The sequence below is a fragment of the Rubrivirga aquatilis genome, assembly GCF_046845665.1.
GTDB lineage: Bacteria > Bacteroidota > Rhodothermia > Rhodothermales > Rubricoccaceae > Rubrivirga.
Map to the genome: position 1 here is coordinate 934,835 of NZ_CP177355.1, position 24,586 is coordinate 959,420.

Below are 24,586 nucleotides of genomic sequence, written 5' to 3' on the forward strand. Positions count from 1 at the left end.
GGCGGACGGCTCACCCCCGGGGCAGCGTCAGCACGAACGTGGCCCCCTCGCCCTCGGCGGTCTCGACGGCGAGCGTCCCGCCGTGGCCCTGCGCGACGATGTCGTGGCTGAGCGAGAGCCCGAGCCCGGTCCCCTGGCCGGGCGGCTTCGTGGTGAAGAACGGCTCGAACACCTTGGCCGCAACGTCGGGCGCCATCCCCGGCCCGTTGTCGGCCACGCGGACCTCGACGCCGCCCGCCGCCGCCCGCGTCGAGACGGTCACCGTGGGGGCGTACGCGTCGCCCGCCCCGGCCGCCCGCTCGGCCACGGCGTCGAACGCGTTCGAGAGCAGGTTGACGAGGACCCGGCCGAGCTCCTGCGGCACCCCCTCGACCGCGCCCGCCCCCCCGTAGTCGCGGACGATGGCGGCCTCGGCGCCGGGGTCGCGGGCCCGCTGCCCGTGCCACGCGAGGTCGACGTGCTCGTCGACGAACGCGTCGAGGTCGACGGGGCGGCGTTCGCCGGTCCCGTTCCGGGCGTGCGCCATCATCGAGGCGACGATGGCGTCGGCGCGGCGGCCGTGGGCCTCGATGGTGCCGGCGTTCTGGCGGATGTCGTCGAGGAGCGCCTGCCGCTCGGCCGGGTCGGTCGTGGCCGCGAGCTCGTCGGCGAGCTCGACGGTGAGCCCGGCGAAGTTGGTCACGAAGTTGAGCGGGTTCTTGATCTCGTGGGCGATCCCGGCGGTCAGCGCCCCGAGCGACGCCATCTTCTCGGCGTGGAGGAGCCGGCCCTGGGCCGCCTCCAGCTCGGCCGTCCGCTCGGCCACGAGCTCCTCCAGCCGCTCGGTGTGGTCCCGGAGCGACGCCGTCATGCCGTTGAACCCGGCGGCCAGCCGCCCGAACTCGTCCGGCGTCCCGACGGGCACGGCCACGCCGAGGTCGCCGGCATCGACGCGGCGGACGCCGGCGAGCAGGTCGCGGAGCGGGCGGAGCAGGCTGCCCCGGAAAAACAGCGGGAACACGAGCACCACGAAGGCCGAGGCCCCGAGCGTGAGCCAGACGAGCGGGGCGACCCGGGCGTGGGCCGCCTCGAGGTAGGCCAGCTGGTAGTTCTCGAAGTGCGGGGCGCCCGGCGCGACGCGGGCCGGCAGCGCTGCGTCGAGGGGGGCCGCGCGGTCGAGCGGCGTGCCGCCGGGCAGGATCCCCCGGCCGAGGAGCCCCCGCGTGGGGCTCACGTCGCCGTAGACGAAGTCGATCCGGCCGTCGGCGTGGAGTACGAGCTGGACCGTGGCCTCGCCCCGCCCGTAGACGGTGGCGGCGCGGACCCAGGTGAGCGTGGCGCGGCGCGGCGCCCGCTCGAGGAACACCCCGCCGCCGCGGCTGGGGTCGAGGTCGAGGCCGAGCGGGACGACCGCCGCCGGCCGGGCGATCGCGAACTCCCGGAACGTCCGGGCCGACCCCCCGAACGTCACCACGGGGTCGTTGTCGACCGTCGCCTCGGTCTGAGGGCGGCCGTAGAACGGGAACGCGAAGCCGAGCGCGACCGTCGTGTCGGCGGCATTCGCGAGCCCGAGCCGGCCGCCGCGCGGGACGACGGGCCGCGCCGGCAAGGCGTCGAGCGTGTAGCCCCCGGCGCCGTCGGGCGTGTACCGCAGGGCTTGGTTCTGGGGCATGGCCGGGAGCGCGTCCGGGACGACCCGGAACGGGAACGCCGCCGTCACCAGGCCCGACGTGACGGCCAGCGCGGTCGCGAGCGCGAGCCCGACGAGCTTGGCCTGGAGCGTCGTCGGCTCGGGCGCGTGCGCGAGGTAGACCGCCGCGAACCCGAAAAAGAACCCCAGGAACCCGATCCCCGCGATCACCCGGGACGCTCCGAAGACGGGGAGGACCCCCGCGTTGACGAGCGCCTGCTCGCCCAGGAACGCCACCAGGAGCACGTTGATGAGGGCGTACGACCCGAACGCCCGCGCCGCCTGCGCCCGCCCGGTCCGCTTGGCCCACCGCCGCTTGCGCACGAGCACGACCGTCGCCCACGCCATGAACGCGAGCATGAGGGGCGCGTGCAGGAGGGCGGGCCGGCCCTGGCCCGGGGCCCACACGAACGTCCCCACGACGACGGCGAGGTGGAGCGCGAGGAGCCCGCCGGTCCCGGCCGTCACCCAGCGGGCCTCCCGGGGGAACGGCGCCTCGAGGATCCGATAGGCGAACCCCATCATCGCCCACAGCGCCACGCCGGTCGAGACGAAAAAGACCCCGCCCAACAGTCGCCAGAGCACGGGGTCGTCCGTGAACAGGGTCGTGTTGACGACGGCGCCCAGGGCGTACACCGAGAGCGCGCCGTAGACGGCGACCAGCCACCAGGTGGCCCGGCTCTTCCCCCGGATCGACACGAGGTACCCCAGCACCGCCACGTTCATGACCAGCAGCGCCAGGTTGACGACCGTGTCGGGCTCGAACAGGAAGTGCGTCATGGGAGAGGCGCGCTCGGCGCCCTGAGTCTACGCGCCACGCGGCGAACGCCGTCGGGCCGGCTGTTCCAGCGAAAGCCCTAACACTCCGGGAGACTGGCGGTGCGTCCATGTGGCCGCCCCTCGCTGTCGTCGCCCTCCTCGTGCCGGACCCGCTCGCGGCCGGGCAGATCCTTCTGCGCCCGCCCGAGCCCGTGCTTGCGCCCTGAGCGCGGGGAGGGCGAGGTGATGCTGACCGGGATCGTGCCGCCAGCCGCTACGGACGCCGTGTTCGGCGTGCCCGTCGGCGGCGTCGCGCAGCGCGTCGAGATGACGGGCGGGACGGGTCGGGTCGGGGTGCCCGCGGGCACGACCGTCGAGATCGACCCCAACGGCCGGGTCTTGTTCGAGCCGGTGCGCTGATCCTCGCCCCCCGGGAGACCGGAGGGGGCCTGCTCCTCGCCACTCGCGGCTATCGACCCGCGCCGAACTCGTAGGTCTCCGGCGGCTCGGCGTCCAGGAGGTGGCGCACGAAGTAGTCCCAGCGACGGCGCATCATGTAGGCCGAGGCCGGGCCGAAGCCGTGGCGCGCGTTCGGGAAGAGGAGCAGGTCGAAGTCCTTGTTGGCCTCGATCAGCGCCTGCACGACGAGCAGCGTGTTGTACGGCGGTACGTTGTCGTCGAGCATCCCGTGCGCCAGCAGCAGCTTGCCCTTGAGGTTGGCTGCGAGCGTCTGGTTGGCCTCCACGGCGTAGTTGTCCGAGCCGTCTTCGCTCCCGATCAGCAAGCCCTGGTAGCGCTCGCCCCAGTCGTCCTCGTAGTTGCGCTGGTCGTGGTTGCCGGACTCCGCGATGCCGACGTCGAAGAAGTCCGGGTAGCGGAACATGGCGCCGGCGGCGATGAAGCCCCCGCCCGAGTGGCCCCAGATCCCCACGCGCTCGATGTCGATCCACGGGAACTGCCGCGCCAAGTCCTGCATCCCGGCGACCTGGCTGGGGAGGGTGTTGTCGCGGCCCATCGCGCCGTAGTAGGCATCGTGGAAGGACTTCGAGCGCCCGGGCGTGCCCATGCCGTCGATGGAGACGACGACGAAGCCGAGCTCGGCGAGCGCCTGCCGGTCGCCCCACGAGGAGCGGAAGGCGCGGCCGCCGATGCTGCCGCTCTGCGGGCCTGGGTACGCCTGGTTGATGATCGGGTACGTGGCGCTCGGGTCGAAGTCGGTGGGGCGGAAGAGCAGGCCGTAGAGCGGCGTCTCGCCGTCGGGCCCGGTCATCTCGACGCGCATCGGCGGCTGCCAGCCGCTGGCGACGAGCGCCGAGATGTCGGCGGCCTCGAGGTCCATCACGTGCCGTCCGTCGCGGTCGCGGAGGGCGACCACGGGCGCCGCGTCGGCGCGGGAGTAGGTGTCGATGACGTACGCGCCCGAGGGCGAGATCTCGACGGAGTGGTCGCCGTCGTCGGGCGTGAGCGCGATCTGCGCGCCGCCGTCCAAGCTCGTCCGGTAGAGGTGGCGGAAGTAGGGGTCCTGGCCCGGCTCGCGGCCTTGCGCTTGGTACCAGATCTCACGGGTGTCTTCGTCGATCCGCTCGATCCGGGTGACGGGCCCCTCACCCGTCGTGATGCGGTTCTTGAGCACGCCCGTGTCGAGGTCGTAGAGGTAGAGGTTGCCCCAGTCGTCGCGCTGCGAGTACCAGACGACCTCGCGCGTATCCCAGAGCACGCGCCAGCCGGTGACGGACTCGAAGTGGGTCTCCTCAGTCTCGGTGAACAGGTCGCGGACGGCCCCCGTCTCGGCGTCGGCCAGCCGCAGCGTCGCCGACTTGTGGTCGCGCGGCGTGGACGCCAGCGCCAGCTCCGTCCCGTCGGGGCTCCAGACGTAGTCGTCCATGCTGAGGTCGTCGCCCAGCGTCGCGCGGTGGAACTCGGGGGCGAGGTCGAGCGCGGTCATCCGCCCGCTCGCCACGTCGATCACGACGCGGCGCAGCATGGCGACGGCGTCGTCGCCGGGCAACGGGTACTTCCACTGCTGGAGCACGGGCGTGCCGACCGTCGTCTCGACGAGGTACATGTCGCCGACCTCGCGCTCGTCCTGCTGCTGCGTCGCGATCCGCCGGGAGTCGGGCGACCACAGGAGGACGGGCCGGGCGCTCTTGCGCCAGCCGGCGTTGTCGGTCGCGTAGCCGTTGTTCTCCGTGCCGTCGGTGGTGAGCGGCGTCTCCTCGCCGCTGGCGACGTCGCGGACCCACAAGTTCCAGTCGCGGATGAAGGCGGCCTTCGTGCCGTCGGGCGAGAGCACGTCCGTGCGCGAGAAGCGGCGCATCATTGCTTCGCGCGGGTCGGGCACCCGGCGCGCGCCCGCCTCCGTGCACGTCTCGGCGTCGAGGTCGCACACCCAGTGCGTCTCCCCGATGTCGACCGCGACGCCCGCGTCCATCAGCGTGACCGAGCTGAACGGCAGGTCGCCGGGCTCGACCGTCTCGCCGGTGGCGGCGGTGAGCGCGCGCGCCATCGCGGCGTGGTCGAACGCGACCTCCTTCGTCCCAGCGGCGGGGTCGACGACGTAGAACGTCTCGCCCTCGGCCGTCTCGGCGGCGTACGTGAACCGGCCGTCGTCCTGCCACGTCGGGCTCACCCGGCCGCCGACGACGAGGCCGCGCGTGGCCGAGCTCAGGAAGCGCTCGGCGTGCGCATAGTCGTCGGCCGTGACCTGCCGTTGGGCAGAGGTGGGTGCCCAGACGGCGGCCACGCAGAGAAGGAGTGCGAGGGGAGAGCGAGCGGTGAGCATGCGTCGGGGGCGGGTCAGAGGCCCGAAAGGTAGCCGCCCACCCCGTCCACCTCGGGGCCGAGGTGGACGAGCCCTCTCCACCGGGGCTCGAAAAAACGGCCCCGCCGTGCGACCGCTCGGGGCTGCGATGCATCTATGGGGTGTCTCCCCCTCGCCCATGCCGACCGATCCCGACGTTTTCCTCGACGCGCTCCGCCCTCACTACGCCGATGCGCTCCGGTACTGCCGGGGGCTGTGCGCGCGGTGGTCGCCGTCGCACGCCGAGGACGCCTTCCAGTCCGCGCTGCTCGGCGCGCTCGAAGGGTTCGACGGCTTGCGCGACCGCGAGCGGTTTCGGCCGTGGCTGTTCCAGATCGTCACGCGAGAGGTCCGGACCGCGCAGCGGCGGTCGGTCTGGCGCCGCTTGTCGCCGCTCCCGCCCGACGACGAGGCGGGCCCGCTCGGGCTGGTCACGGCGCCCGCCAGCGGCGAGGCGCACGACCTGCTGGCGGCGCTCGCCGTGCTGGGCCGGCGCGAGCGCGAGGCGCTGCTGCTGTTCGAGGTCGGAGGGTTTTCCGTCGAGGAGGTCCGCGCCGTGCAGGGAGACCGGAGCGCGTCGGCGGTGAAGAGCCGGCTCGCGCGCGCCCGTGCCCGCCTCCGTGCCCGCCTCGACGATCCGGTGCCCGTACCCGCCCTCAGCCTCTGACGCCATGTTCGACGCCCTCCAACCTCACGCCGCCGACACGTTCGACCGCGCCGCCGCCGTCGTTCGCGCCGGGCGCCCGCAGCCCGACCGCCGCCGACCCCTCGTGCTCGCCGCCGCGCTCGTCGTCGCTATCGGCGCGTGCGCGACGCCGGTCGAGTCGGAGAGCCTCGTCGGGTTCGCCGTCGAGTGGACGACGTACGGAGCGGTCGGTCCGGGTCACCACACGATGAAGGCGCTCGACGCGGCCGTGGCGGCCCCAGCGCGGCTGGCGGTCGAGACGCGCGAGGCCGAGCGTCCCCGCGTCCCCGCCGACCACGACTGGCCAAGCGGCGCGACGTGGACGCGCGTCCGATACACAGCACGGGCGCAGAACCGGGCCCAGGCCGAGGCGTGGGCCGACACGATGCGGGCGTTGGTCGGGGCGTACAACGTGGGCGTCGAGCCCGTCGTTCGGACGGAGCGGCGGGCGCTCGCGGCGCGCGTGTTCGGGCGGATCGAGCAGGCCGTCAGCGTCGCCGACCCTGACTTGTCCGACGCCGACCTCCAGGCCCTCCTCGACGAGGTCAAGGGCCTTCCTGAGCGGATGCGCGCCCGCGTCGAACGCCTGCCCGACGGGCGCCGGATTCTCGCCCGGCCGGGGGTTGCCATCGTCTTGGCCGAGGGCGTCCGCCTGTGGATCCGCCCGGACGACCCGACGGGCCAGCCCATCCGTTACGACGGCGTCGAGACCGACGGGCTCCTCATCGACACGGAGGACGGCTGGCGGCCGATGGCGGAAGTCTTCCGCGAGCACCTCCCCCGCGAGCGCTAGCCCCGCCCGGTGCGCTCGAAGAGAGCGCCCGCCGCTGACCTGCTGGCGGCAGTGGCGCACCCGGCCGGACACGATATGTGTGGAAGGGCGCGCGCGCCGTTGGAGGTGGCTCGCGCGTGTCGTACCGTCGGTCGCCGTTCACGACCTCCCATGCGCCGATTCCCCGCCGTGCTCGCCGGGCTCCTCCTCGTCAGGGCCCTCCTCGGGTGCGACGGAGCGGAGCCCGAGCCCGCCGCGAGCGCCCCGTTCGCGTGGGCGCCCGTCGCGCCCCCCGCCGATGCCCCGCTGGCGCTCGCCCTCACCGCGACCTCCGACGGGACCGTGTACGGCATCTTCGCCGCGTCCGGCCAGCTGACCCTGTCCGCCGCGCTCTACCGGCGCGACGGCGACGGGTGGACGCGAGCGATCGAGCCGCCCGTCGATGGAGGCGTCCAGCTTGCGGTGGGCGGGCTCGGAGGCGAGGTGCTGGCCTCGGTCTACTCGACCTCGCTGAGCACGCAGACCTACCGGGTGGGCGCGAGCGGGCTCGGGTCGCCGGTGGGGTACTTCCCGCCGGTCTCGATCGGTGACGTCACGGGCCTGGCGAGCGACGGGGGCGACGTGTTCCTCGCCCTGACGGGGATCGGCGAGTTGCTCCGGTCGGAGCGCGGCGGGGCGGGCGACACGTGGACGCGCTCGCCCGAGGTCGCCGGCGGCGTGCCGAGCGGGCCGGTCACGTTCGTCGACGCCCGGACCGTGCTCATGAGCGTCGCCAGCGAGCGGGCGAACGCCCTCGCCCGCTGGCGGCTCGTCCGCTCGGAGGACGCGGGCGCCACGTGGTCCGAGGTGCTCCCGGAGACGGTGGGCTTCTACAATGTCCGGACCGGACCGGGTGGGCGGCTCGTGGCCTTCTCCACCGAGGCCGCCCACGCCTCAGACGACGGTGGGAGGACATGGGCGCCGGTCGCGCTCCCCGAGCCCGGCCGCGTCATCGCCGCCGCCGCCGTGACGCCAGCCGGCTACGTCGTCGCGCTCGTCCCGCTCCCATCGCAGGCCCCGACCACCGACGCCAACCTGTTCGCCACGGCCGACGGCGGGCGGATGTGGGCCGAGGCGCGGGACGGCCTGCCGTGGCCCGGCGGGATGGCTCGGCTCAACCCCTGGCATCCGTTCGAGGGCCACCACCGGATTGTTCGGGCCGCCGACGGCCACGTCGCCCTCATGGCGGGCGGGACGATCTACCGGACGACGACGCCGGTCCTATGACCGGCGCCGCGTCTCAGCCCAGCCCGACGCGCTCGAAGATGGTGTCGACCTGCGTCTGGTGGTACGCCGGGTCGAAGGCGTCGGCGATCTGCTCGGCCGAGAGGTGCGCCGTGATGCCCGGGGCGCCCTCGACGATCGTGCGGAAGTCGCGGCGCTCGCGCCACGCCTCCATCGCCAGCGGCTGGACGGTGTCGTAGGCGAGCTCGCGGCTCAGGCCGCCCTCGATCAGCAGCAGCAGCAGGCGCTGGCTGTAGACGAGCCCATACGTCCGGCCGAGATTCTCGGCCATCCGGTCGGGGTAGACCGTCAGGTTCTCGACGATGCGCGCCATCCGCGCCAGCGAGTAGTCGAGCGCAATGGTCGCGTCGGGCAGGATGACGCGCTCGACGGACGAGTGGCTGATGTCGCGCTCGTGCCACAGCGCCACGTCCTCATACGCGGCCACCATGTAGCCGCGGAGCAGCCGGGCCATGCCGGTCAGGTTCTCCGAGCCGATGGGGTTGCGCTTGTGCGGCATCGCGCTCGACCCCTTCTGGCCGGCCCCGAACGACTCCTCCGCTTCCAAGACCTCGCTCCGCTGCAGGTGCCGGATCTCGACGGCAATCGTCTCGATCGTCGTTCCAATCAGCGCGAGCGCGGCGAGGTACTGGGCGTGGAGGTCGCGCGGGAGCACCTGGGTCGAGATCGGCGCGGCGCGCAGGCCGAGCCGCTCGCACGTCAGCTGCTCCACCTCGGGCGGAATGTTGGCGAACGTGCCGACGGCACCGGACAGCTTGCCCACCCGGACGGCCTCGGCCGCCGCGTCGAACCGCTCGATGTCGCGCTGCACGGCGTCGTAGAACCGCGCCAGCTTCAGGCCGAACGTCGTCGGCTCGGCGTGGACGCCGTGCGTCCGCCCGACGGTCACAGTGTGCTTGTGCTCGCGCGCCCGCGCCGCCAGCACCTCGCCCAAGCGGACGAGCCCCTCGCGCAGGATCTTGTTGGCCCGCAGCAGCCGCAGCGACTGCGCCGTGTCGACCACGTCGGACGAGGTGAGCCCGTAGTGGACCCACTTGCGCTCCTCGCCCAGCGTCTCGGAGACAGCGCGCGTGAAGGCGACCACGTCGTGCCGCGTCTCGGCCTCGATCTCGTGGATCCGGTCGATGTTGAAGCTCGCGCGCTCGTAGAGCGTCTCGACGTCGGCGTGGGGGATCTGGCCCGTCGCCTCGGCCCAGGCCCAGCAGGCCGCGAGCTCGACGTCGAGCCAGGCCTGGAACTGGGCCTCCTCGGTCCAGATGGCGCCCATCGCGGGGCGGGTGTAGCGGTCGATCACGGCAGCGGGGGCGGTGTGGCCCCAACATCGGGCGCGGGCCGCCGACGGACGCTGAAGCCGCCGCCAAGACGGCTCAGCGGCCGGCCATCGCGCGTGCCGTCCGGAGCCGGCCGAGCACGTCCACGGCGAGGCCGCCCACCGACCCGGCCTGGTTGGCGAGCGCCACGACCGCCAGCCCCTCGTTGGGGACGACGCCGAGCAGCGAGGACGATCCGTACGTGCTGCCCTCGTGGACCGCCAGCGTGCCGCCGCCGTTGAGGTCGAACAGCGACCACGCGAGCCCGTGGGCCTGGCGGTCGCCGAGCGCGACGCGGGGCTCCAGCGTGAGCGCCAGGGCGTCCGCGAGCGGCGTCGCGGCGGGGTCGAGCACGGCCTGGGCGAACGTGAGCAGGTCGGCCACCGACGATCGCAGCCCGCCCGCCCCGACGGTCGCCTCGCCCCACGACCACGCCGGGATAGGCTGGGCCTCCGTGCCGCCCGCCGCGACGCGGTCGGCGAGCGAGTCGGGGACGGTCGTGAACGTCTCGCGCATCGCCAGCGGCGCCAGGACGCGGTCGGCGACGAGCGCGCCGTACGTCGTGTCCGCCTGCCGGGCGAGGGCGTAGCCGAGCGCACCCACGGCGGTGTTGGAGTATTCCGGGGCCTCGCCCGGGCCCGTCGCGGGCTCGGCGTCGGCCAGGAAGGCCAGCAGGTCGTCGGGCCCGTACATCGCGTACGGGTCGCGCGCGTCGTGCCCCTCCGCCTGGTCCATCGCCGGGTCCAGGCGGGGGAGGCCGGACGTGTGTGTCGCCAGGTCGACCAACCGGATCGGGCCTGCGGCGTGCGCGCCGACGGGGGCGCCGAGCACGTCGGCGAGCGGGGCCTCCAGCGTGGTCTCGCCCCGGACGACGGCGTCCGCGAGCAGGACGGAGGTGAACACCTTGGTGACCGACGCGATCTCATAGAGCGTGTGCTCGTCCGGCGCGGCGCCGTTGACCTCGCCGGCGCTCACGACGTACCGCCGGCCGTCGACGACGACGCCGAGGACGACCGAGGGCGCGCCGGTGGTCGCGATGAAGGCGTGGGCGAGCGAGTCGAGATCGACGCCGTGGGGCGTCGGCGCGGGCTGGGCGCTGGCGGAGGCGGCGACCAGCACCACGAGCGTGGTCAGGAGTCGGCGGCGATACGTCGGGTCGGTCAGCAGGCTAGTCATCGTCGGTGAGGGCGTGGAGGGTGGCCGCGAGCCGGTCGCGGAGGGGGAGGAGGTCGCGGGCGACGGCCCGCTGGTTGAGCCAGTAGACGCCCCCAAGCAGGCCGCCCATGAGGGCGAGCACGAAGGCGCCAAAGAGCAGGACGAGGCCCGCTCGCGCCGGCGCGAGCGCCGGCCCGGTGACGAGTTCGAAGACCAGGCCGCCGACGCCCATCAGCACCGGGCCGATCATCAAGGGCAGGAGGTACCACCAGGCGACCGTCCGGAGCAGTCGGATCTGGATCTCGACGCGCTCGAGCGCGACGCGCAACGCCTCGGCCGTCGGGGCGCCGGGCGCGACGGGCGGGCGGCGGCGCTGGGCCCGCCACATCCAGACGCACACGAACGCGGCGCCGAGCACGGCGAGCACGATCCCGACGCGGTCGAGGCCGTCGGCCGACGGGAAGCCGCGCCCGAACATCACGGCGACGAAAATGGCCCCGGCGTACTCGCGCCGGTCGCGCCAGCGGAGGGTGCGGTCGAACCGGTCCGCCTCGTCGCGAGCCTCCGCGAGCGCGTCGGCTCCGACGGTGGGGGCGGGGGCGTCGGCCGTCTGCCAGACGGCCTGCAGGGCGTCGAAGGTGGTCATGAGGGAATGGGGTCGGAAACGAGGGCGGCGAGGCGCGCCTTGGCCCGGTGGAGACGGACGCCGACGTTCGAGACGGACAGCCCGAGCACATCGGCGATCTCGGCATGCGGGCGCTCTTCCAGCGACAGCACCACGAGTGCGCGGTCGGCCTCGGGGAGCTGGCGGACGGCGGCGAACAGCCGCGCAAGCGCGTCGGAGCGGTCGGCCGTCGCGAGCGGGTCCGGGCCGCCGTCGGCCAGCGCGTCTACGGCCGTCGGCGCGTCGACGGTCGCCCGGCGCTCGCGCGAGCGGACGGCCCCGAGCGCCACGTTGAACGCGATGCGCGTCAGCCACGTCCGTTCGGAGGCCTCGCCGCGGAACGACGGGAGCGCCCGCCACACCTGGAGCAGCATCTCTTGGTAGAGGTCCTCGCGGTCGGGAAGCGTCCGGGCGTAGGCCCCCGCGATCCGCCACAGCGTGGGGCCGTGGGCGGAGAGTAGGCGCTGGAATCGGTCGTCGTCGGACACAGTTAGGAAGGGCGTCTGTCCAGTTGGTTGCGCGCCGACGCGGCGCCTTACACCGGGCTAAAAAAAGGACAAGCGAGAGGGTGGATGGGCCCTGGGTTGGCCGCTCCTCGACCTGCCGGGCGCCCCGCTCAGCGTGCGCGTGCTCGCGGTCGAAGGAGTCGGCGCGTGGCGAGCTCGGTCGCGACGGGGGCCCGGTCCCGCCGTGCTCCGCAGGCGGTGAGGGCCGGTGCCAGATTCCCCGCCGCTTCGCAACCTCTCAGGTGCCGGTTGGTAGATTGGTCCTGCCGGTCGCCAGGGAGCCCCCGTTCCCCAGCCCGCCGGCAGAGTGAGGGCACGTCCCGTACGGCCAGCTCCCTCTGAACTCCGCCAGGGCCGGAAGGCAGCAACGGTAGGAGGTCGATGCGGCGCGATACGGATCGCGTGCCCTCACTCTTTGTTTCGGACGTTCCACGGCCCCCCGCGATGCTGACGCTCCCCCTCGCCCAGGCCGCCTCGGGCGGCCTCTTCGGCAACCCGCTCCTGCTGCTGGGTCTGCTCTTCCTGGTGATGTGGTTCACCATGATCCGCCCCCAGGCCAAGCAGGCCAAGGCCCACCGCGAGCTCGTCGGCGGGCTCTCGAAGGGCGACAAGGTGGTCACCGTCGGCGGCGTCCACGGCACGATCCGCCAGCTCGACGAGCGGACCGTCGTGCTCGAGGTCGAGGGCGGCACCAAGATCCGCGTCGACAAGGGCAAGATCGGCTACAGCCGGACGGAGCCGACCTCGACCGACCCGGCGTAATGGCCGCCGACACGCGCTTCGACTCGATCCCGGAGGCCATCGAGGCCATCCGCAACGGCCGGCTGGTCGTCGTGATCGACGACGAGGACCGCGAGAACGAGGGCGACCTCATCGGCGCGGCCGAGCTGGTCACGCCCGACGCCGTCAACTTCATGGCGCGTGAGGCGCGCGGCCTGATGTGCGTGGCGATCCCGCCGGAGCGCGCGGCCGCGCTCGACCTGACGATGATGGAGGCCCGCAACACGTCGTTGCACGAGACGCCGTTCACGGTCTCGGTCGACCTCCGCGAGGGGACCACGACGGGCATCTCGGCCGCCGACCGCGCCGCGACGATCCGCGCGCTCGCCGACCCGGTCGCCCAGCCGACCGACTTCGCGCGGCCCGGCCACATCTTCCCGCTCCGCGCCCGGACCGGCGGCGTGCTCCGCCGCGCCGGCCACACCGAGGCGGCCGTCGACTTGGCTCGGCTGGCGGGCCTGCGCCCGGCGGGCGTGCTCATCGAGATCATGGCCGAGGACGGGACCATGGAGCGGACGCCCGGCCTGCGCGCCTTCGCCGACCGCCACGGCCTGCCGCTCATCACCATCCGCGACCTCATCGCGCACCGGATGCGGACCGAGACGCTGGTGCAGCGCGTGGTCGAGGTCGACATGCCGACCGCGCGCGGCGACTTCCAGCTCGCGGCTTACGAGGAGGTGCTGACGGGCGACGTCCACCTCGCGCTGACGAAGGGCGGGCCGTTCGACCCCCAGGAGCCCGTGCTGGCGCGCGTCCACAGCCAGTGCGTCACCGGCGACATCTTCGGCTCGGCGCGCTGCGACTGCGGCGAGCAGCTCGACGCGGCGATGGCCCAGATCGAGCGCGAGGGCCGGGGCGTCGTCCTCTACATGAAGCAGGAGGGCCGCGGCATCGGCCTGCTCAACAAGCTCCGCGCCTACAAGCTGCAGGAGGAGGGGATGGACACCGTCGAGGCGAACGAGGCGCTCGGCTTCGACATGGACCACCGCGACTATGGCATCGGCTGCCAGATCCTGCACGACCTGGGCGCGCGGCGGCTCCGCCTGATGACCAACAACCCGCGCAAGCGCGTCGGGCTGGCGGGCTACGGGCTGGAGGTCGTGGAGCGGGTGTCGCTCGAGATCGAGGCGGGCGAGCACAACGAGCGCTACCTCCGCACCAAGCGCGACCGGATGGGCCACCTCCTGGACGGGCTCTCGGGCCACGACCGCGACGCGCTGTCGTCGGCACTGGGCGACTGAGCCCTCTTCGGGTGGCTCTGGGCCCACCGGGTCGCTGCTCGACCGCTCCCGATGCCTGCTCAAGGGCGTCTCCGGCTCGCTCGAGAGGGCCACACACCCGATCGAGGGCGTCCAGTGGCCGGTTGGAGACGCTTCACAATTCGGCAGATATGGCGTTAAGCCCTTGGCTGGCGCGCTGATACCGACGACGTACTACCGAGCGCCCCGTGTCCCGCTCCCTCTTTATCCCGCTGATGGCCTTGGCGGGGATCATCCTCTACGGAACCACGCAAGCGGCTCGGCCCGAGCTGGCGCCGCCTTCGGCGCCGGTCTACGACGAGCTGACGCCACGCCCGACTGCGTCCGAGGCCTCAATCCACCGCCCGCCGCCGCCCGCCCCGCGCTTGCAGTCCGAGGTGGAGGCGGAGGAGCGTACCGCCGCCGAGGCCGCCGCTGCGCCGTCCCGCGACACGACGGAGGCCGACGTTCCCACGGACGGGCGCCCGGAGATCTAGGTGCTGTCCGGACGCCCTGTTTCGGCCTGCGCGCGTTGCCCGCTGCCGCTCGCTCTCGGCTTCAGGCTGAGTATCTAGACAGCGCCTAGCCGCTCCCGAGCTCGGCCGCGAGCGCATCCGCGGCGGCCCAGAGCGCCGCGAGGTCGCCGTCGTTGTCGACGACCACGTCCGCCTCGGCACGGAGCAGGGCGGGGTCGGTCTGGTGCCGCATCCGGGCGCGGATGGCGTCCTCGTCCACCCCGTCGCGGGCGGCGGCGCGCGCCAGCCGGAGCGCCACGGGCGCGTCCACGACGACGACGCGGTCCACCACGTCGGCCCCGCCGGTCTCGACCAGCAGCGCCGCTTCGTAGACGAGCACGGCCACGCCGTCGGCCTCGGCGCGGGCGGTCTCGGCCACGAGTGCGCGGCGCACGGCGGGGTGCACGATGGCGTTGAGCGCGGCCAACTCGGCGGCGTCGGCGAAGACGCGGCCGGCGACGTAGCCCCGGTCGAGCGCGCCGTCGGGCCCGAACGTCTCCGGCCCGAACCGCGCGACGAGCTGGCGGCGGACCTCCGGGTCCTCGGCCATGAGTCGCTTGGCGAGGTCGTCGGCCAGGACGACGCGGACGCCGGGGTGCGTGCCCAAGCGAGCGACGAAGGCCGACTTCCCGCTCCCGATGCCGCCGGTGACGCCGAGGGTGGTCATCGAGGCGCGAGGCAAGGGGCACGGAGCGCGGGCATCGCGTCGGGCGCCGTCAAAACGGGGCGTCGTGCGTCGACGCCAGGGCGATGCGCCAACCGGTGCCCGCGGGGACGAGCGCGTACGTCGTGGCGTACTCCCAGGCGATGCGCGAGCCCGCCCGGCCCAGGCGCCAGTCGACGCGCGCGAGCACGTGGCCGGGCGCGCGCTCCAGCACGATGACGCCGCCCGCCTCGACGGTCTGGACGTCCCACGCGCGGTGGAGGTCGAGCAGGGCGTCGGCGCTGGCGGCGACGGCGACGGCGTTCTCCGCCACTGCGGTCTCGCCGTCGCGGACGAACAGGCACGGCGCGGCGTAGCACGCGGCGATGCCCTCGGCGTCGAACGCCTGGAAGGCGGCCGCATAGCGGGCGAAGAACTCGGAGACCTCGCTCACCGGGCCTGGGCGATGACTTCGATCTCCACCCGGGCGCCGACGGGCAGCCCGGCCGTGGCGAACGTCGAGCGCGCCGGGCGGTGGTCGCCGAAGGCCTCGGCGTAGACGGCGTTGACCGCTGCGAAGTCGTCCATCGAGACGAGCAGCACGGTCGTCTTGACCACGTCCTGCAGCGTGCATCCGGCGGTGTCGAGCACGGCGGTGATGTTGCGGAACACCTGGGCCGCCTGCTCGGCGGCCGTCTCGCCGACGAGCGCCTTGGGATCGGTGCCGGGCGCGGGGTGCGGGTCCAGGGCGACCTGGCCGGAGCAGAAGACGAGCCCGCCGGCGCGGACGGCGTGGCTGTAGGGGCCGACGGCGGCGGGGGCGCCGGGGGAGGAGAGGATGTCCATCGTGTGCGTGCAGAGGGGGCTAGAGAATACCCCCGCCCCCGCCTCGATCTCTTAATTCGCCAGCCACAGGGACGATATCGCAGGTCGCCCTCGGCCGGATTTTCCATGCGCTTCTCGATCCTCCGCAGCCTCCGGCCGACCCCTACGTTCTTGGTACTGCTGGCGCTGTTCCTGACGGTCGACGTCTTCCTGATCGGGATGTTCTTGCCGTTCAAGCTCGGCTGGGTCAGCGACCCCTCGTTCAAACTGGGCCAGGACGGAGGCTTCGGCGAGCTCTTCGGCTACGCCAAGGCGCTGTGGATCGGGCTGTGCGCCGCCGCGATCGCCATCCGCACGCGCCAGCCGGTCTTCGCCGCCTTTGCCGCGCTCTTCCTGATGTTCCTGGCCGACGACGCCGGGATGCTCCACGAGTACTGGGGGGTGCGGATCGGCGATGCGCTCGGGATCGGGACGGTGCTGGGTATGCGTCCGCACGACGTTGGGGAGATCCTGTTCGTGGGCTCGTGGGCCGGCCCCATCCTGGTGATGGGTGCGCTCAGCTATTGGAAAAGTCGGCCGGCGGCGCGGCGCGTCGCCCACGTTGGGCTCGTGGGCATCGGCGCGCTGGCGGCGTTCGGCATCGGGATGGACGTGGTCCATCAGATTGCGATGGCCGGGCCCGAGGTCAACGGCCTCCACACGCTGCTGACGACGATCGAGGAGGGCGGAGAGATGATGGTGCTGAGCGTGCTCGCGGCCGGGGCCATCTCCCTGCTGGCAGCGAGGCTGGGGGGCGGGGGCCCAGCGGCCCCCGGCTTCTGCGGCGACGGCGCCGTCGAGTGGTCGGTGGCCGCCCTGCCGCCCCTCCGGACGCCGGTGCTCTGAGCCGCATTGGGTCGGTCGTCCGGCGCCCCTCATCTCAGATCGCGTCCCCTCTCCCGGGGGGAGGGACAAGGTGGAAAGGCCGCCCGCGAGCGTGACGTTCCGCTACCCCCGCACGTTGAGCAGTCGGCGCCGGAGCGCCGGGACGCGGCCCGCCGCCCGGAGGAGTCCGTTGCGGACGGTCGCCAGCGGCTCCGGCAGCGTCACCAGCCGGCCCAGTCGAACCGCCTGCCGGACCGTCGCCGCGACGTGCGGGCGGCGCTCCGCCTCGTACGCGTCGAGCGCCTCGGGCGCCACGCCCCCCGCGACGGCCTCGACGAGTGGCGCCAGCACGGCCACGTCCCGCAAGCCCGCTCCGAGCCCCTGCCCGAGGAACGGCGGCATCTGGTGCGCCGCGTCGCCCGCCAGCACGACGCGGCCCGACCGCCAGCGGTCGGCGACCACATCGCGGAACGTGTATACGGCCGCCCGCTCCACCTCGACGGCGTCCGGGTCGACGTGGGGCGCCAGGAATGCTGGGACGGCCGCGAGCGCGGCGGCGTCGGTCTCCCCGGGGCGGAGCCGGAACTCCCACCGGTGGCGGGGCGCGGCGAAGGGGACGGAGGTGGTCGGCCGCGCCGGGTCGGCGATCTGGAGGAGCCGGTCGGGGAGGGCGAGGCCGGGCGGCACGAGCACGTCGACGACGAGCCAGCGCTGCGCGAAGCGGCCCCCGACGAGCGCCGCGCCGATCTGCTCGCGGACGACGCTGTTCGCCCCGTCGCACCCCACGACGACGGCCGCCCGGAGGTCGGACCGACCGTCGGGCCCGGCGCCCTCCACGCGGACCGCTCCGCCTTCGTCCACGACCTGCGCGACGGTGTGCCCGAGGCGGACCTCGACGCCGAGCGTTGCGAGCCGCTCGCGGAGCGCCCGCTCGACGCTCGGCTGGTGGATCAGCAGCGCTGGCGGGACCCCGGGGGGCGGCGCCTCGGCCGGGCGGCCCCGCAGCAGCAGCCGGCCCCGGCGGCCGACGAGGTCGAACCCGTCGAGCGGGCGGCCCTCGGGGTGGACTCCCGCTTGCGCCAGCACCGCAAGCGCGGCGCCGTCGAGGTGGGCGGCGCGGGGGATGGTGTGCGGCGCCGTCTCGCGGTCGAGCGCGACCACGCGCAGGCCGCGCACGGCTAGCCGCGCCGCGAGCGTGGCGCCGACGGGGCCGAGCCCAACGATGGCGGCGTCGTACGGGGGGACTGGGGACACCCCTTAGAAACCCCCCGCGCCGCGCCCGGATTCAACCTGCCCTTCCTCCCCACCCATTCCCATGGCCGACCACTCCGTCAAGAAAATCGATTCCTCCGCCTCGCCGACCGGCGAGATGGGTCAGACCTACCTCGTCTCCGGCACCGCCGTCGCGATGCGCCGCTGGACCGAGGCCGCCGGCACGACGGGCGACCCGCACACGCGCCCCTACGAGACGGTCGGCTACGTCGTCTCGGGCAAAGTCGAGGTCCACGTCGGCGACGACGTCGTCACGTGCGGCGCCGGCGACAGCTACCTCGTCCCCGAGGGCGCCACGCGGCACTACAAGATCGTGGAGGACCTGACCGCCGTCGAGGCCACCTCGCCGCCCGCCCGCGTCAACGACCGCGACGACGGCTAGCGCCGGCCGCCGACGCGACGCAAGACGGTCGCCTTCCTCGCGGAGGGCGCCCGTTTCTCGTTCCGCGTCGGCTCAGCGCCCGGCCCGGTAGGCGTGGACGGACTGGCTTCGCGCCGACGCGATGGAGCTGGGCTCGGCGAACAGGCTACTCTCGACCCCGCCCATGACCTCGGCCTCGGTCTCATAGTCGTACGTCAGGCGGAGGCCGCCGTCCTCGACTGCGAACCGGAAGCGGGTCGCAACGTCGTCGAACGTCATCGTCCCCTCGCCGGTGTCGGTGGCTTCCCAGCGCCCGGCCTCGGTCTGGTGGGTGTCTTCCCGAAGGACGGAGCCGTCGGACCGGAAAACGAGCGCGTGGGGAAAGTCGGGCGTCGACACCGAGGTCCGGGTGAGCGCCTCGACCCCGGCGCGGAGTTGGAGGACGGGCACCTCGATCGTGCCGCCCACGCGGACGGTCCCGCCGGTCCCGCTTTGCTCGAGCAACTCGATCTCGGGGACGGTGAACTGGCCGTCAGCGTAGGTGAACAGCGTCGTGCCAACGGGGCGGATGGCCGCGTAGATCTCGCCGGGCTGGGTCGACAGGCCGATGTCGAGGTCGAGGGTCACATCGGAGGACCACGGCCCCATCGTCAGCCGGAGAGACGGGTTGGGCAGCGTGCCGTCAGAGGACCTCCGCCCGGCAAAGCGGGCGTTCGTCCGCCCGGCGCTGGCGATGGCGCCCAGCGTCCGCTCGGCGGCGCCGGTCACCGTCAGCGCGCCGTCGGTGGGGCCGGAAAAATTCGGGACGGGCTGGTCGATCCGGCTGACGACCCAACTGGACGTGGTCACCTCCGCGATGGTCCACCGGCCGACGAGCGCCTCCGGGTCGGACGGCGAGGCCGCGTCGCAGGCGGCGAGGGCGACGGCGAGGGCCGCGAGGAGGAGAGGTGTGCGCATGGTCTGGGGAAGGGAGTCGCCCGCAAGAACGCGGCGTCTCGCGCAGACCTAAAGCCATCGCCCGGTGCCCTTCGGGGCCGTTATGCGTGCCCCTCCGCGTGCGCGGGCCGGGTGCCGTCCTCGCGAAAGGCACCCGGCCGTTGCGTGTCGCGAGCGGCGCAGGCCGCCCGCAGGCTTAGTCGAGCGTCTCGACGGTCACGTCGCCGAACGGCGCGAGCTGCGCCTCGACCACGCTCCGGTCGCCGACGACGACGATCGCCGCGTCGCCCGTCCGGATGTACTGCTCGGTCACCCGGCGCACGTCCTCCGGGGTCACGGCGTAGACGCGCTCGACGTAGCGCTCGAGGTAGTCGCGGCCGAGCCCGTGGAGGTCGAGGTAGGCGAGGTACCCCGCGATCCCGCCCGGCGAGGAGTTCTGGAGGACGAACGTGCCGGCGAGGTAGTTCTGGATCCCCTCGAGCTCCTCGGCACTCGGCGGCGTGGTCGCCAGGCTGTCGATCTCGTAGAGGATCTCGGTGATGGCGGCGCCGGTCGCGGGCGTCTGGATGGCCGCGCTCTCAGCCCACGTCGCGTCGCGGAACCGCGTCGAGACCGACGAGCCGGGGCTGTAGGTGTAGCCCTTGTCCTCGCGGATGTTGCGCGTGATGCGGCTGCCGAAGCTGCCGCCCAAGAGCGCGTTCGTGACCTGGAGCGCCACGAAGTCGTCGGCCGTCGGGTCGATGGTGCTCAGGCCGACGGTCACGTTCGACTGCGCGGCGCCGGGCTGGTCGACCAGGATCACGCGGCGGCCGTCGGTGACGGTCGGCGGCGTCGGGTCGGCGGGCGCCGGGCCGCCCGTCCAGTCGGCGAAGGCGTCGCGAATGGCGGCCTCGACGGCGCGCTCGTCGAACTGGCCGACGACGTAGAGCCGCGTCCGCCGGGGGCCGACCGTCGCGGCGTAGAAGGCGCGGGCGTCGGCGACGGTGAACGCCTCGATCTGGGCCGGGTCGGGCAGGACGACGGCGTGGTAGGGGTGGTCGCCGTAGAGGGCGCGCGTGAAGGCCGCTCGCGCGAGCGTGCCGGGCTGGCTCCGGGCGATGGCCGCGCCGCGGAGCTGGTCGCGCTGGACGCGCTCGAACGCCTCCTCGGGGAAGGCGGGATTGCGCAACACGTCGGCCACGAGGGCGACGGCGTCGGGCGTGAACTCGCTCAGCACACGGGACGTGACGAACGTCTGGTCGAGCCCGGCACCGGCGCTGATGGAGCCGCCGAGGTCGGCGGCCTGGTCGGCGATCTCGACGGCCGTCCGCGAGGTCGTGCCCTCGGTAAGGAGCCCCGCCATCACGTCCGCCAGCGACGTCTGGCCCGCCGCTTCGTCGACGTTCCCGGAGCGGACGACGGCGTAGACGGTCGCCTTGGGGAGCGCGCCGTACGGGACGAGCGTCACGTCGATGCCGTTGTCGAGCGTGAACGAGGTGCCCTCAGGGAGCGTGAACGGGCGCGGCTCGCCGGGCGCGGGCGGCGTGGACGGGAAGCCCTGGGCGAGCGCGGGGGCGGCGACGAGCGCCAGCAGCAGCAGGAGGGAGCGGAGCATGGGGTCGAGAGTAGAAGAGAAGAGGCGGGAGGAGAAGAATGCTGTGGACGGGCGGCGGGCGGAAGGTCTTCTTCTCGTCCGCGCCTCCCGTTCTCTTCTCTTACGAGCCGCCTCCTGCGGCTTCGAGCGTGATGACGGTTCGGTTCTCCGGGTTCAGCCAGTCCCGAGCGGTGCGCCGGATGAGGCCGGGCGTGACGCGCTCGAACCGCTCGACGAGCCCGTTGATGCGGGCCGGGTCGTCGTCGAAGAGTGCGAACGCCGCCAGCAGGTCGGCCCGGCCAAAGCCGAAGGTGCCACCGAGCGTGTCGTAGAGCCCGCTGCGGAGCTTGACCTTGGCGCGCGCCAGCACGTCCGGCTCGACGCCCTCGTCGCGGATCCGCGCGATCTCGGTCTCGATCATCGCCACGATCGAGTCCGGGGCGGTCTCGTCGTCGTGGACGAGCCAGGCCGACCACAGCATCGGGCCGTTGTAGTTGAACATGTTGCCGAGGGGCCAGTTGATGCCGCCCGTCACGCTCGAGGTCACGCCGGCGTCGGAGACGAGCGCGCGGTGCAGGCGCGAGTCGTCGCCGTCGAGCAGGATCTCCTGGATCAAGCCCATCGCGAAGTAGGCGTCCGAGTTGCGCGGCGGCATGTGGTAGCCGAACGCGAGCGCGGGGCGCGTCGCCAGCGAGTCCACTTTCGTGACGCGCTTCTCCTCGGTCTGGGGCGGCTCGCGCAGGTCCGGGATCGGGGGCACATCCGCGCGGGCGATCCCGCCGAAGTACTCGTCCACCCAGCCCATCACTTGGTCTGCGTCCACGTCGCCGACGACCACCACGACGGCGTTGTTGGGCGCGTAGAAGGTGTCGAAAAAGCTTTGGACGTCCTCCAGCGTAGCGGCTTCGAGGTCGGACAGCTCGCCGTAGAAGTTGTGGGCGTTGTACCAGTTCTCGTTGGCCGCCTGCGGCAGGTCGAGCCAGGGGAAGCCGCCGTAGGGCTGGTTGATGACGTTGACGCGGACCTCGTTCGAGACCACGCCCTGCTGGTTGGTCAGGTTGTCGGCCGTCACGTCGAGGCCACGCATCCGGTCGGCCTCGGCCCACAGCATCGTCTCGACGGTGTTGCTCGGGACGATCTCGAAGTAGTTGGTAAAGTCGAACCGCGTCGATCCGTTGAGGATGCCGCCGTTGCGCTGGACGAGCCCGATGAACTCGTTCTTGCCGAGGTGCTCGGACCCCTGGAACATCATGTGCTCGAAGAGATGCGCGAAGCCGGTCCGGTCGCGCGGCTCGATGCGGAAGCCGATGTTGTAGTAGACCGCGATGACGGCGGTCGGGGCGGTGTCGTCTTCGGAGACGACCACCTTGAGGCCGTTCGCGAGCGTGTCGTAGACGACGGGCACGGCGAAGGCGGCCGGTGCGGGGTCCGGTCGCTCGTCGGGCGAGATCGGCTCGAAGGTCGGCTCCGTCGAGGGCGGGGCCGCCGGTGCAGGCAGCCGGTCGACGGAGGAGCAGCCGGCGACGGCGACGAGGAGGGCGAGGCTGGCGAGACGCATGGGCGGGTCGGTGGGGACGCGAGTCTCTACGCCAACGGCGTGCGCGGGGTCCGCCCGCCTCGGCGCCGAGGCGGGCAGATCGGGGGGCCGGGCAGTCGCCGCTGTTCGCGAAGATGAGCTGGTGGCCGCGAGCCGCTCGGGTGCCGGACCGTTCCCGTCTGCGCTGGTATTGGGTGGAGAGGGTCGCCGCATGCCGCGCCGCTTCACCCTGGGCCCGGCCTCGGCGATACGTCGGGAGGACCGGCCCGGCTCAGCTCGGTCCTCCGACACCCGCAGGCGGCTCGCCTGCCCTCATTCCCCCTGTTGTCATGCGCATCGCCCTCGCCCTCGCGGCCGTCTTCGCCTTCGCTGCCGCGCCTTCGGCGCAGTCCCTCCAGGACGCCGCCCCGCCCGTCGACCCGGTGGTCGAGGCACCGGCCGTTCTCGCCCCGGTCGCCGAGGCGGCGCCAGCTCTCACCTCAGGTGTCGACCTCTCCGGCCACGTCGCCCCGTCGACGGTGGACGTCGCCGATGTCGACGTTCAGGACGCCCGGCGCAGTGCCTCCGACGTAGCGTACGTCGGCTCGATGGTGGTGGCCACGGTCGCCCTCGCGGCGTTCGCGTACATGTTCATCTAGACCTGCTGCGCGCGGTGTCGGCATGCCCGGCGCGCGCGCGACTCGGTCAGACGGGGAGCTCGGATCGGGCTCCCCGTTTCTCGTTCGTGGCTCGGCCTTGACCCCTCACAGACCGTTGCCCCGCGCGGCGCTCCACACGAGGCGGCCCCGTCCGCTGCGCGAACATCGCGGAGCACCCGCCCGGCGTGTCGTTGCTCCCACGAGATCGAACACGGCCCCGGGCCCGACCGCCAGCGTCCCCCGCCCCATCAGCCTGGCACGTACCGATGTCGGGGCCGCCGATGGTCGCTCGGGTCCGATAGGGTCGGCGGCCGACCTCCCGCCGTTGATCGAGGGCCGGATCGGCGGGTCACCCATGTGAGGTCGGGGCGTACGCGCACGCAGACGCCCCGCTCTCCAGACGCGTGCCTCTGAGGGTGCCCCAAAAAAACCGCAACGCCCCGCCAGCAAGTCGCGGGCGGGGCGTCGACAACGGGCGGGCCGTTGCGGGAGGTGCCGACCGGATTTGAACCGGTGTAGCAGGTTTTGCAGACCTGTGCCTAACCCCTCGGCCACGGCACCATGCAAGGAATCTACGCCCCTCGGAGCGGGCTGCCCATAGACGCGCCGCGAAGACGGGCAGGCCTGCCAGGACTCGAACCTGGAACCCTCGACTTAGAAGGTCGACGCTCTATCCGGTTGAGCTACAGGCCCATATGGTCGGGGCGGCGGGATTCGAACCCACGACCTCCTGCTCCCAAAGCAGGCGCGCTACCGGGCTGCGCTACGCCCCGAACGGACGCCGCAAGGTAACCCCGGGCTACCTTCGTCATCCTCCCCGCTCCGTTGATATGTCCACCGACGTTTCCGCCCTCGCCCGCCCGCTCCGGATCGTGTGGGGCGCCGTATGCGCCGGGGGTGCGCTGGTGATGGGGACGTTCGGCGTGCTGGCGGCCTCGGCCGAGCGCGCGCCGCTCGCGGAGATGGCTCAGACCGCTTTTTTCGCGGTCGCCCTCTTGTCGATGGCGGCCACCGCGGGTGCGTTCGCGCTGTTGCGGACGATGGAGACGCGGCTGGCGCGGGCCGGCTCCGACGCCGAGGCCGAGGGCATTGCGCGGACGTTCGGCGTCGCCTCGCTGGCGGTCGCCGAGGTCCCGGCGATTTTGGGCGCCGCCGCCGCGTTCCTGACCGGCGACCTGCTGGCGCTTGCCTTCGGGGCGACCCTCTTCGCCTTCGCCGCGCTGACGTGGCCCAGCGACGACCGCGTGGCGGGCTGGCTCGCGATGCGCCACCGCCAGTAGCGCACGGGCAAACGCCAGCGGGGCGGGCACCAGCACCGCGCACGAAAAACGGGGCGCCTCCGTCTGGAAGCGCCCCGTCGGGACTTGTCGAGCGGGTCGAGCGCTAGTTGGCCTGGGCCGCCTTCAGCTCGTCCTGGACCGTGCCGGCCTCGACCATCCGCGAGCGGAACTCGAACTGGCCGTTCTGCTTCTTGGACGCCACGATGATCTTGGCCATCTGCTTGGCCTCCTGGCCGGCGCCACGGTTGGTCCGCTGGTTCTTCGAGACTTTCTTCGCCATGGGAGTGGGGGTCGAGGGGGGTGGGACGCGCGGTCGGGCGGGCACGGGGCCCGCGCCGGACTACTTGATCTCGCGGTGCAGCGTGTGCTTGCGGAGCGTCGGGTTGTACTTCTTGAGCTCGAGGCGAGCGGTCGTGTTCCGGCGGTTCTTCATCGTCGCGTAGCGCGACGTGCCGGGCTGCTCGGTGCACTCGAGGATCACCTGGTGGCGGACGTCTTTGCCCTTGGCCATGGTCTCTGA

The 24,586-nt window shown here is 73.1% G+C and carries 26 protein-coding genes, 3 tRNA genes and 1 other RNA gene; 12 read left to right on the plus strand and 18 right to left on the minus strand.

Features of this window, described 5'->3' with window-relative positions:
• Positions 1-10: 10 nt before the first annotated feature.
• A complete protein-coding gene (locus tag ACLII4_RS04025) occupies positions 11-2,449 on the minus strand; it encodes an ATP-binding protein (RefSeq protein WP_412069611.1) in 2,439 nt (812 codons plus the stop codon).
• Positions 2,450-2,644: 195 nt separating this feature from the next.
• Between ACLII4_RS04025 and ACLII4_RS04030 the strand changes: the two genes are divergently transcribed.
• On the plus strand, positions 2,645-2,848 hold the full coding sequence (locus ACLII4_RS04030) for a hypothetical protein (RefSeq protein ID WP_412069612.1): 204 nt from the start codon (positions 2,645-2,647) through the stop codon (positions 2,846-2,848).
• Between the two features lie 49 nt (positions 2,849-2,897).
• Here the strand turns inward: ACLII4_RS04030 and ACLII4_RS04035 are convergent, their stop codons facing one another.
• A complete protein-coding gene (locus ACLII4_RS04035; protein WP_412069613.1) occupies positions 2,898-5,210 on the minus strand; it encodes a DPP IV N-terminal domain-containing protein in 2,313 nt (770 codons plus the stop codon).
• A 157-nt stretch (positions 5,211-5,367) separates the two neighbouring features.
• Between ACLII4_RS04035 and ACLII4_RS04040 the strand changes: the two genes are divergently transcribed.
• From ACLII4_RS04040 to ACLII4_RS04050, 3 genes are all read left to right on the plus strand, one after another.
• A complete protein-coding gene (locus tag ACLII4_RS04040; RefSeq protein WP_412069614.1) occupies positions 5,368-5,895 on the plus strand; it encodes an RNA polymerase sigma factor in 528 nt (175 codons plus the stop codon).
• 4 nt (positions 5,896-5,899) lie between these two features.
• Complete coding sequence (locus ACLII4_RS04045) at positions 5,900-6,706, plus strand: hypothetical protein (RefSeq protein ID WP_412069615.1); 807 nt, start codon at positions 5,900-5,902, stop codon at positions 6,704-6,706.
• Between the two features lie 150 nt (positions 6,707-6,856).
• Positions 6,857-7,951, plus strand: a complete 1,095-nt coding sequence (locus ACLII4_RS04050) for a WD40/YVTN/BNR-like repeat-containing protein (protein ID WP_412069616.1) — start codon at positions 6,857-6,859, stop codon at positions 7,949-7,951.
• Positions 7,952-7,964: 13 nt separating this feature from the next.
• Here the strand turns inward: ACLII4_RS04050 and purB are convergent, their stop codons facing one another.
• From purB to ACLII4_RS04070, 4 genes are all read right to left on the minus strand, one after another.
• Positions 7,965-9,263, minus strand: coding sequence for an adenylosuccinate lyase (gene purB, locus ACLII4_RS04055; RefSeq protein ID WP_412069617.1), 1,299 nt, complete (start codon positions 9,261-9,263; stop codon positions 7,965-7,967).
• 73 nt (positions 9,264-9,336) lie between these two features.
• A complete protein-coding gene (locus ACLII4_RS04060) occupies positions 9,337-10,455 on the minus strand; it encodes a serine hydrolase domain-containing protein (RefSeq protein ID WP_412069618.1) in 1,119 nt (372 codons plus the stop codon).
• Entirely contained in the window at positions 10,448-11,080 is a 633-nt protein-coding gene (locus ACLII4_RS04065; protein WP_412069619.1) for a hypothetical protein, read from the minus strand. Before ACLII4_RS04065 ends, ACLII4_RS04060 begins: the two co-directional genes overlap by 8 nt.
• Complete coding sequence (locus ACLII4_RS04070) at positions 11,077-11,586, minus strand: RNA polymerase sigma factor (protein ID WP_412069620.1); 510 nt, start codon at positions 11,584-11,586, stop codon at positions 11,077-11,079. Before ACLII4_RS04070 ends, ACLII4_RS04065 begins: the two co-directional genes overlap by 4 nt.
• Before the next feature lie 329 nt (positions 11,587-11,915).
• On the opposite strand from ACLII4_RS04070, the gene ffs reads away from it, so the two are divergent.
• The 4 genes from ffs to ACLII4_RS04090 all read left to right on the plus strand — a co-directional run bounded on the left by ffs (position 11,916) and on the right by ACLII4_RS04090 (position 14,119).
• Positions 11,916-12,015: signal recognition particle sRNA small type (gene ffs / locus ACLII4_RS04075), an RNA gene on the plus strand.
• A gap of 33 nt (positions 12,016-12,048) precedes the next feature.
• Positions 12,049-12,366, plus strand: coding sequence for a preprotein translocase subunit YajC (gene yajC, locus ACLII4_RS04080; protein WP_412069621.1), 318 nt, complete (start codon positions 12,049-12,051; stop codon positions 12,364-12,366).
• Positions 12,366-13,625 carry a bifunctional 3,4-dihydroxy-2-butanone-4-phosphate synthase/GTP cyclohydrolase II gene (locus ACLII4_RS04085; RefSeq protein ID WP_412069622.1) on the plus strand — a complete coding sequence of 420 codons (1,260 nt, stop codon included), beginning with the start codon at positions 12,366-12,368 and terminating at the stop codon, positions 13,623-13,625. Before yajC ends, ACLII4_RS04085 begins: the two co-directional genes overlap by 1 nt.
• A gap of 206 nt (positions 13,626-13,831) precedes the next feature.
• A complete protein-coding gene (locus ACLII4_RS04090) occupies positions 13,832-14,119 on the plus strand; it encodes a hypothetical protein (RefSeq protein WP_412069623.1) in 288 nt (95 codons plus the stop codon).
• Between the two features lie 85 nt (positions 14,120-14,204).
• On the opposite strand, the gene coaE is transcribed toward ACLII4_RS04090, so the two are convergent.
• Genes coaE through ACLII4_RS04105 form a run of 3 tightly spaced genes read right to left on the minus strand, consistent with a single transcriptional unit; the run spans position 14,205 to position 15,626 of the window.
• Complete coding sequence (gene coaE, locus ACLII4_RS04095) at positions 14,205-14,804, minus strand: dephospho-CoA kinase (RefSeq protein WP_412069624.1); 600 nt, start codon at positions 14,802-14,804, stop codon at positions 14,205-14,207.
• A 49-nt stretch (positions 14,805-14,853) separates the two neighbouring features.
• A complete protein-coding gene (locus tag ACLII4_RS04100) occupies positions 14,854-15,234 on the minus strand; it encodes a hypothetical protein (RefSeq protein ID WP_412069625.1) in 381 nt (126 codons plus the stop codon).
• Positions 15,231-15,626, minus strand: coding sequence for a Rid family detoxifying hydrolase (locus ACLII4_RS04105; RefSeq protein ID WP_412069626.1), 396 nt, complete (start codon positions 15,624-15,626; stop codon positions 15,231-15,233). Before ACLII4_RS04105 ends, ACLII4_RS04100 begins: the two co-directional genes overlap by 4 nt.
• 105 nt (positions 15,627-15,731) lie before the next feature.
• On the opposite strand from ACLII4_RS04105, the gene ACLII4_RS04110 reads away from it, so the two are divergent.
• Positions 15,732-16,490: a hypothetical protein gene (locus ACLII4_RS04110; RefSeq protein WP_412069627.1), complete on the plus strand. Its 759-nt coding sequence runs from the start codon at positions 15,732-15,734 to the stop codon at positions 16,488-16,490.
• 102 nt (positions 16,491-16,592) lie between these two features.
• Here the strand turns inward: ACLII4_RS04110 and ACLII4_RS04115 are convergent, their stop codons facing one another.
• On the minus strand, positions 16,593-17,723 hold the full coding sequence (locus ACLII4_RS04115; protein ID WP_412069628.1) for an FAD-dependent monooxygenase: 1,131 nt from the start codon (positions 17,721-17,723) through the stop codon (positions 16,593-16,595).
• 61 nt (positions 17,724-17,784) lie between these two features.
• Between ACLII4_RS04115 and ACLII4_RS04120 the strand changes: the two genes are divergently transcribed.
• On the plus strand, positions 17,785-18,123 hold the full coding sequence (locus tag ACLII4_RS04120; RefSeq protein ID WP_412069629.1) for a cupin domain-containing protein: 339 nt from the start codon (positions 17,785-17,787) through the stop codon (positions 18,121-18,123).
• Positions 18,124-18,195: 72 nt separating this feature from the next.
• Here the strand turns inward: ACLII4_RS04120 and ACLII4_RS04125 are convergent, their stop codons facing one another.
• From ACLII4_RS04125 to ACLII4_RS04135, 3 genes are all read right to left on the minus strand, one after another.
• Positions 18,196-19,059: a hypothetical protein gene (locus ACLII4_RS04125; RefSeq protein ID WP_412069630.1), complete on the minus strand. Its 864-nt coding sequence runs from the start codon at positions 19,057-19,059 to the stop codon at positions 18,196-18,198.
• A 175-nt stretch (positions 19,060-19,234) separates the two neighbouring features.
• The gene (locus ACLII4_RS04130; RefSeq protein WP_412069631.1) at positions 19,235-20,632 is read right to left on the minus strand and encodes a M16 family metallopeptidase; all 1,398 of its coding nucleotides are present in this window, start codon (positions 20,630-20,632) and stop codon (positions 19,235-19,237) included.
• Between the two features lie 100 nt (positions 20,633-20,732).
• Positions 20,733-22,169, minus strand: a complete 1,437-nt coding sequence (locus ACLII4_RS04135; protein ID WP_412069632.1) for a M16 family metallopeptidase — start codon at positions 22,167-22,169, stop codon at positions 20,733-20,735.
• Between the two features lie 308 nt (positions 22,170-22,477).
• On the opposite strand from ACLII4_RS04135, the gene ACLII4_RS04140 reads away from it, so the two are divergent.
• On the plus strand, positions 22,478-22,786 hold the full coding sequence (locus tag ACLII4_RS04140; RefSeq protein WP_412069633.1) for a hypothetical protein: 309 nt from the start codon (positions 22,478-22,480) through the stop codon (positions 22,784-22,786).
• Positions 22,787-23,276: 490 nt separating this feature from the next.
• Here the strand turns inward: ACLII4_RS04140 and ACLII4_RS04145 are convergent.
• The 3 genes from ACLII4_RS04145 to ACLII4_RS04155 form a co-directional block, all read right to left on the minus strand.
• A tRNA-Cys gene (locus ACLII4_RS04145) sits at positions 23,277-23,347 on the minus strand.
• A gap of 58 nt (positions 23,348-23,405) precedes the next feature.
• Positions 23,406-23,479 (minus strand) — tRNA-Arg (locus ACLII4_RS04150).
• A 3-nt stretch (positions 23,480-23,482) separates the two neighbouring features.
• A tRNA-Pro gene (locus ACLII4_RS04155) sits at positions 23,483-23,559 on the minus strand.
• 57 nt (positions 23,560-23,616) lie between these two features.
• Here ACLII4_RS04155 and ACLII4_RS04160 point away from each other — a divergent pair.
• Positions 23,617-24,066: a hypothetical protein gene (locus tag ACLII4_RS04160; RefSeq protein WP_412069634.1), complete on the plus strand. Its 450-nt coding sequence runs from the start codon at positions 23,617-23,619 to the stop codon at positions 24,064-24,066.
• Positions 24,067-24,169: 103 nt separating this feature from the next.
• Here the strand turns inward: ACLII4_RS04160 and ACLII4_RS04165 are convergent, their stop codons facing one another.
• Both ACLII4_RS04165 and rpmG read right to left on the minus strand, forming a co-directional pair.
• Positions 24,170-24,346 (minus strand): hypothetical protein, encoded by a 177-nt coding sequence (locus ACLII4_RS04165; RefSeq protein ID WP_412069635.1) that lies wholly within the window; start codon positions 24,344-24,346, stop codon positions 24,170-24,172.
• 60 nt (positions 24,347-24,406) lie between these two features.
• Positions 24,407-24,577 carry a 50S ribosomal protein L33 gene (gene rpmG, locus ACLII4_RS04170; protein WP_412061063.1) on the minus strand — a complete coding sequence of 57 codons (171 nt, stop codon included), beginning with the start codon at positions 24,575-24,577 and terminating at the stop codon, positions 24,407-24,409.
• Positions 24,578-24,586 lie beyond the last annotated feature (9 nt).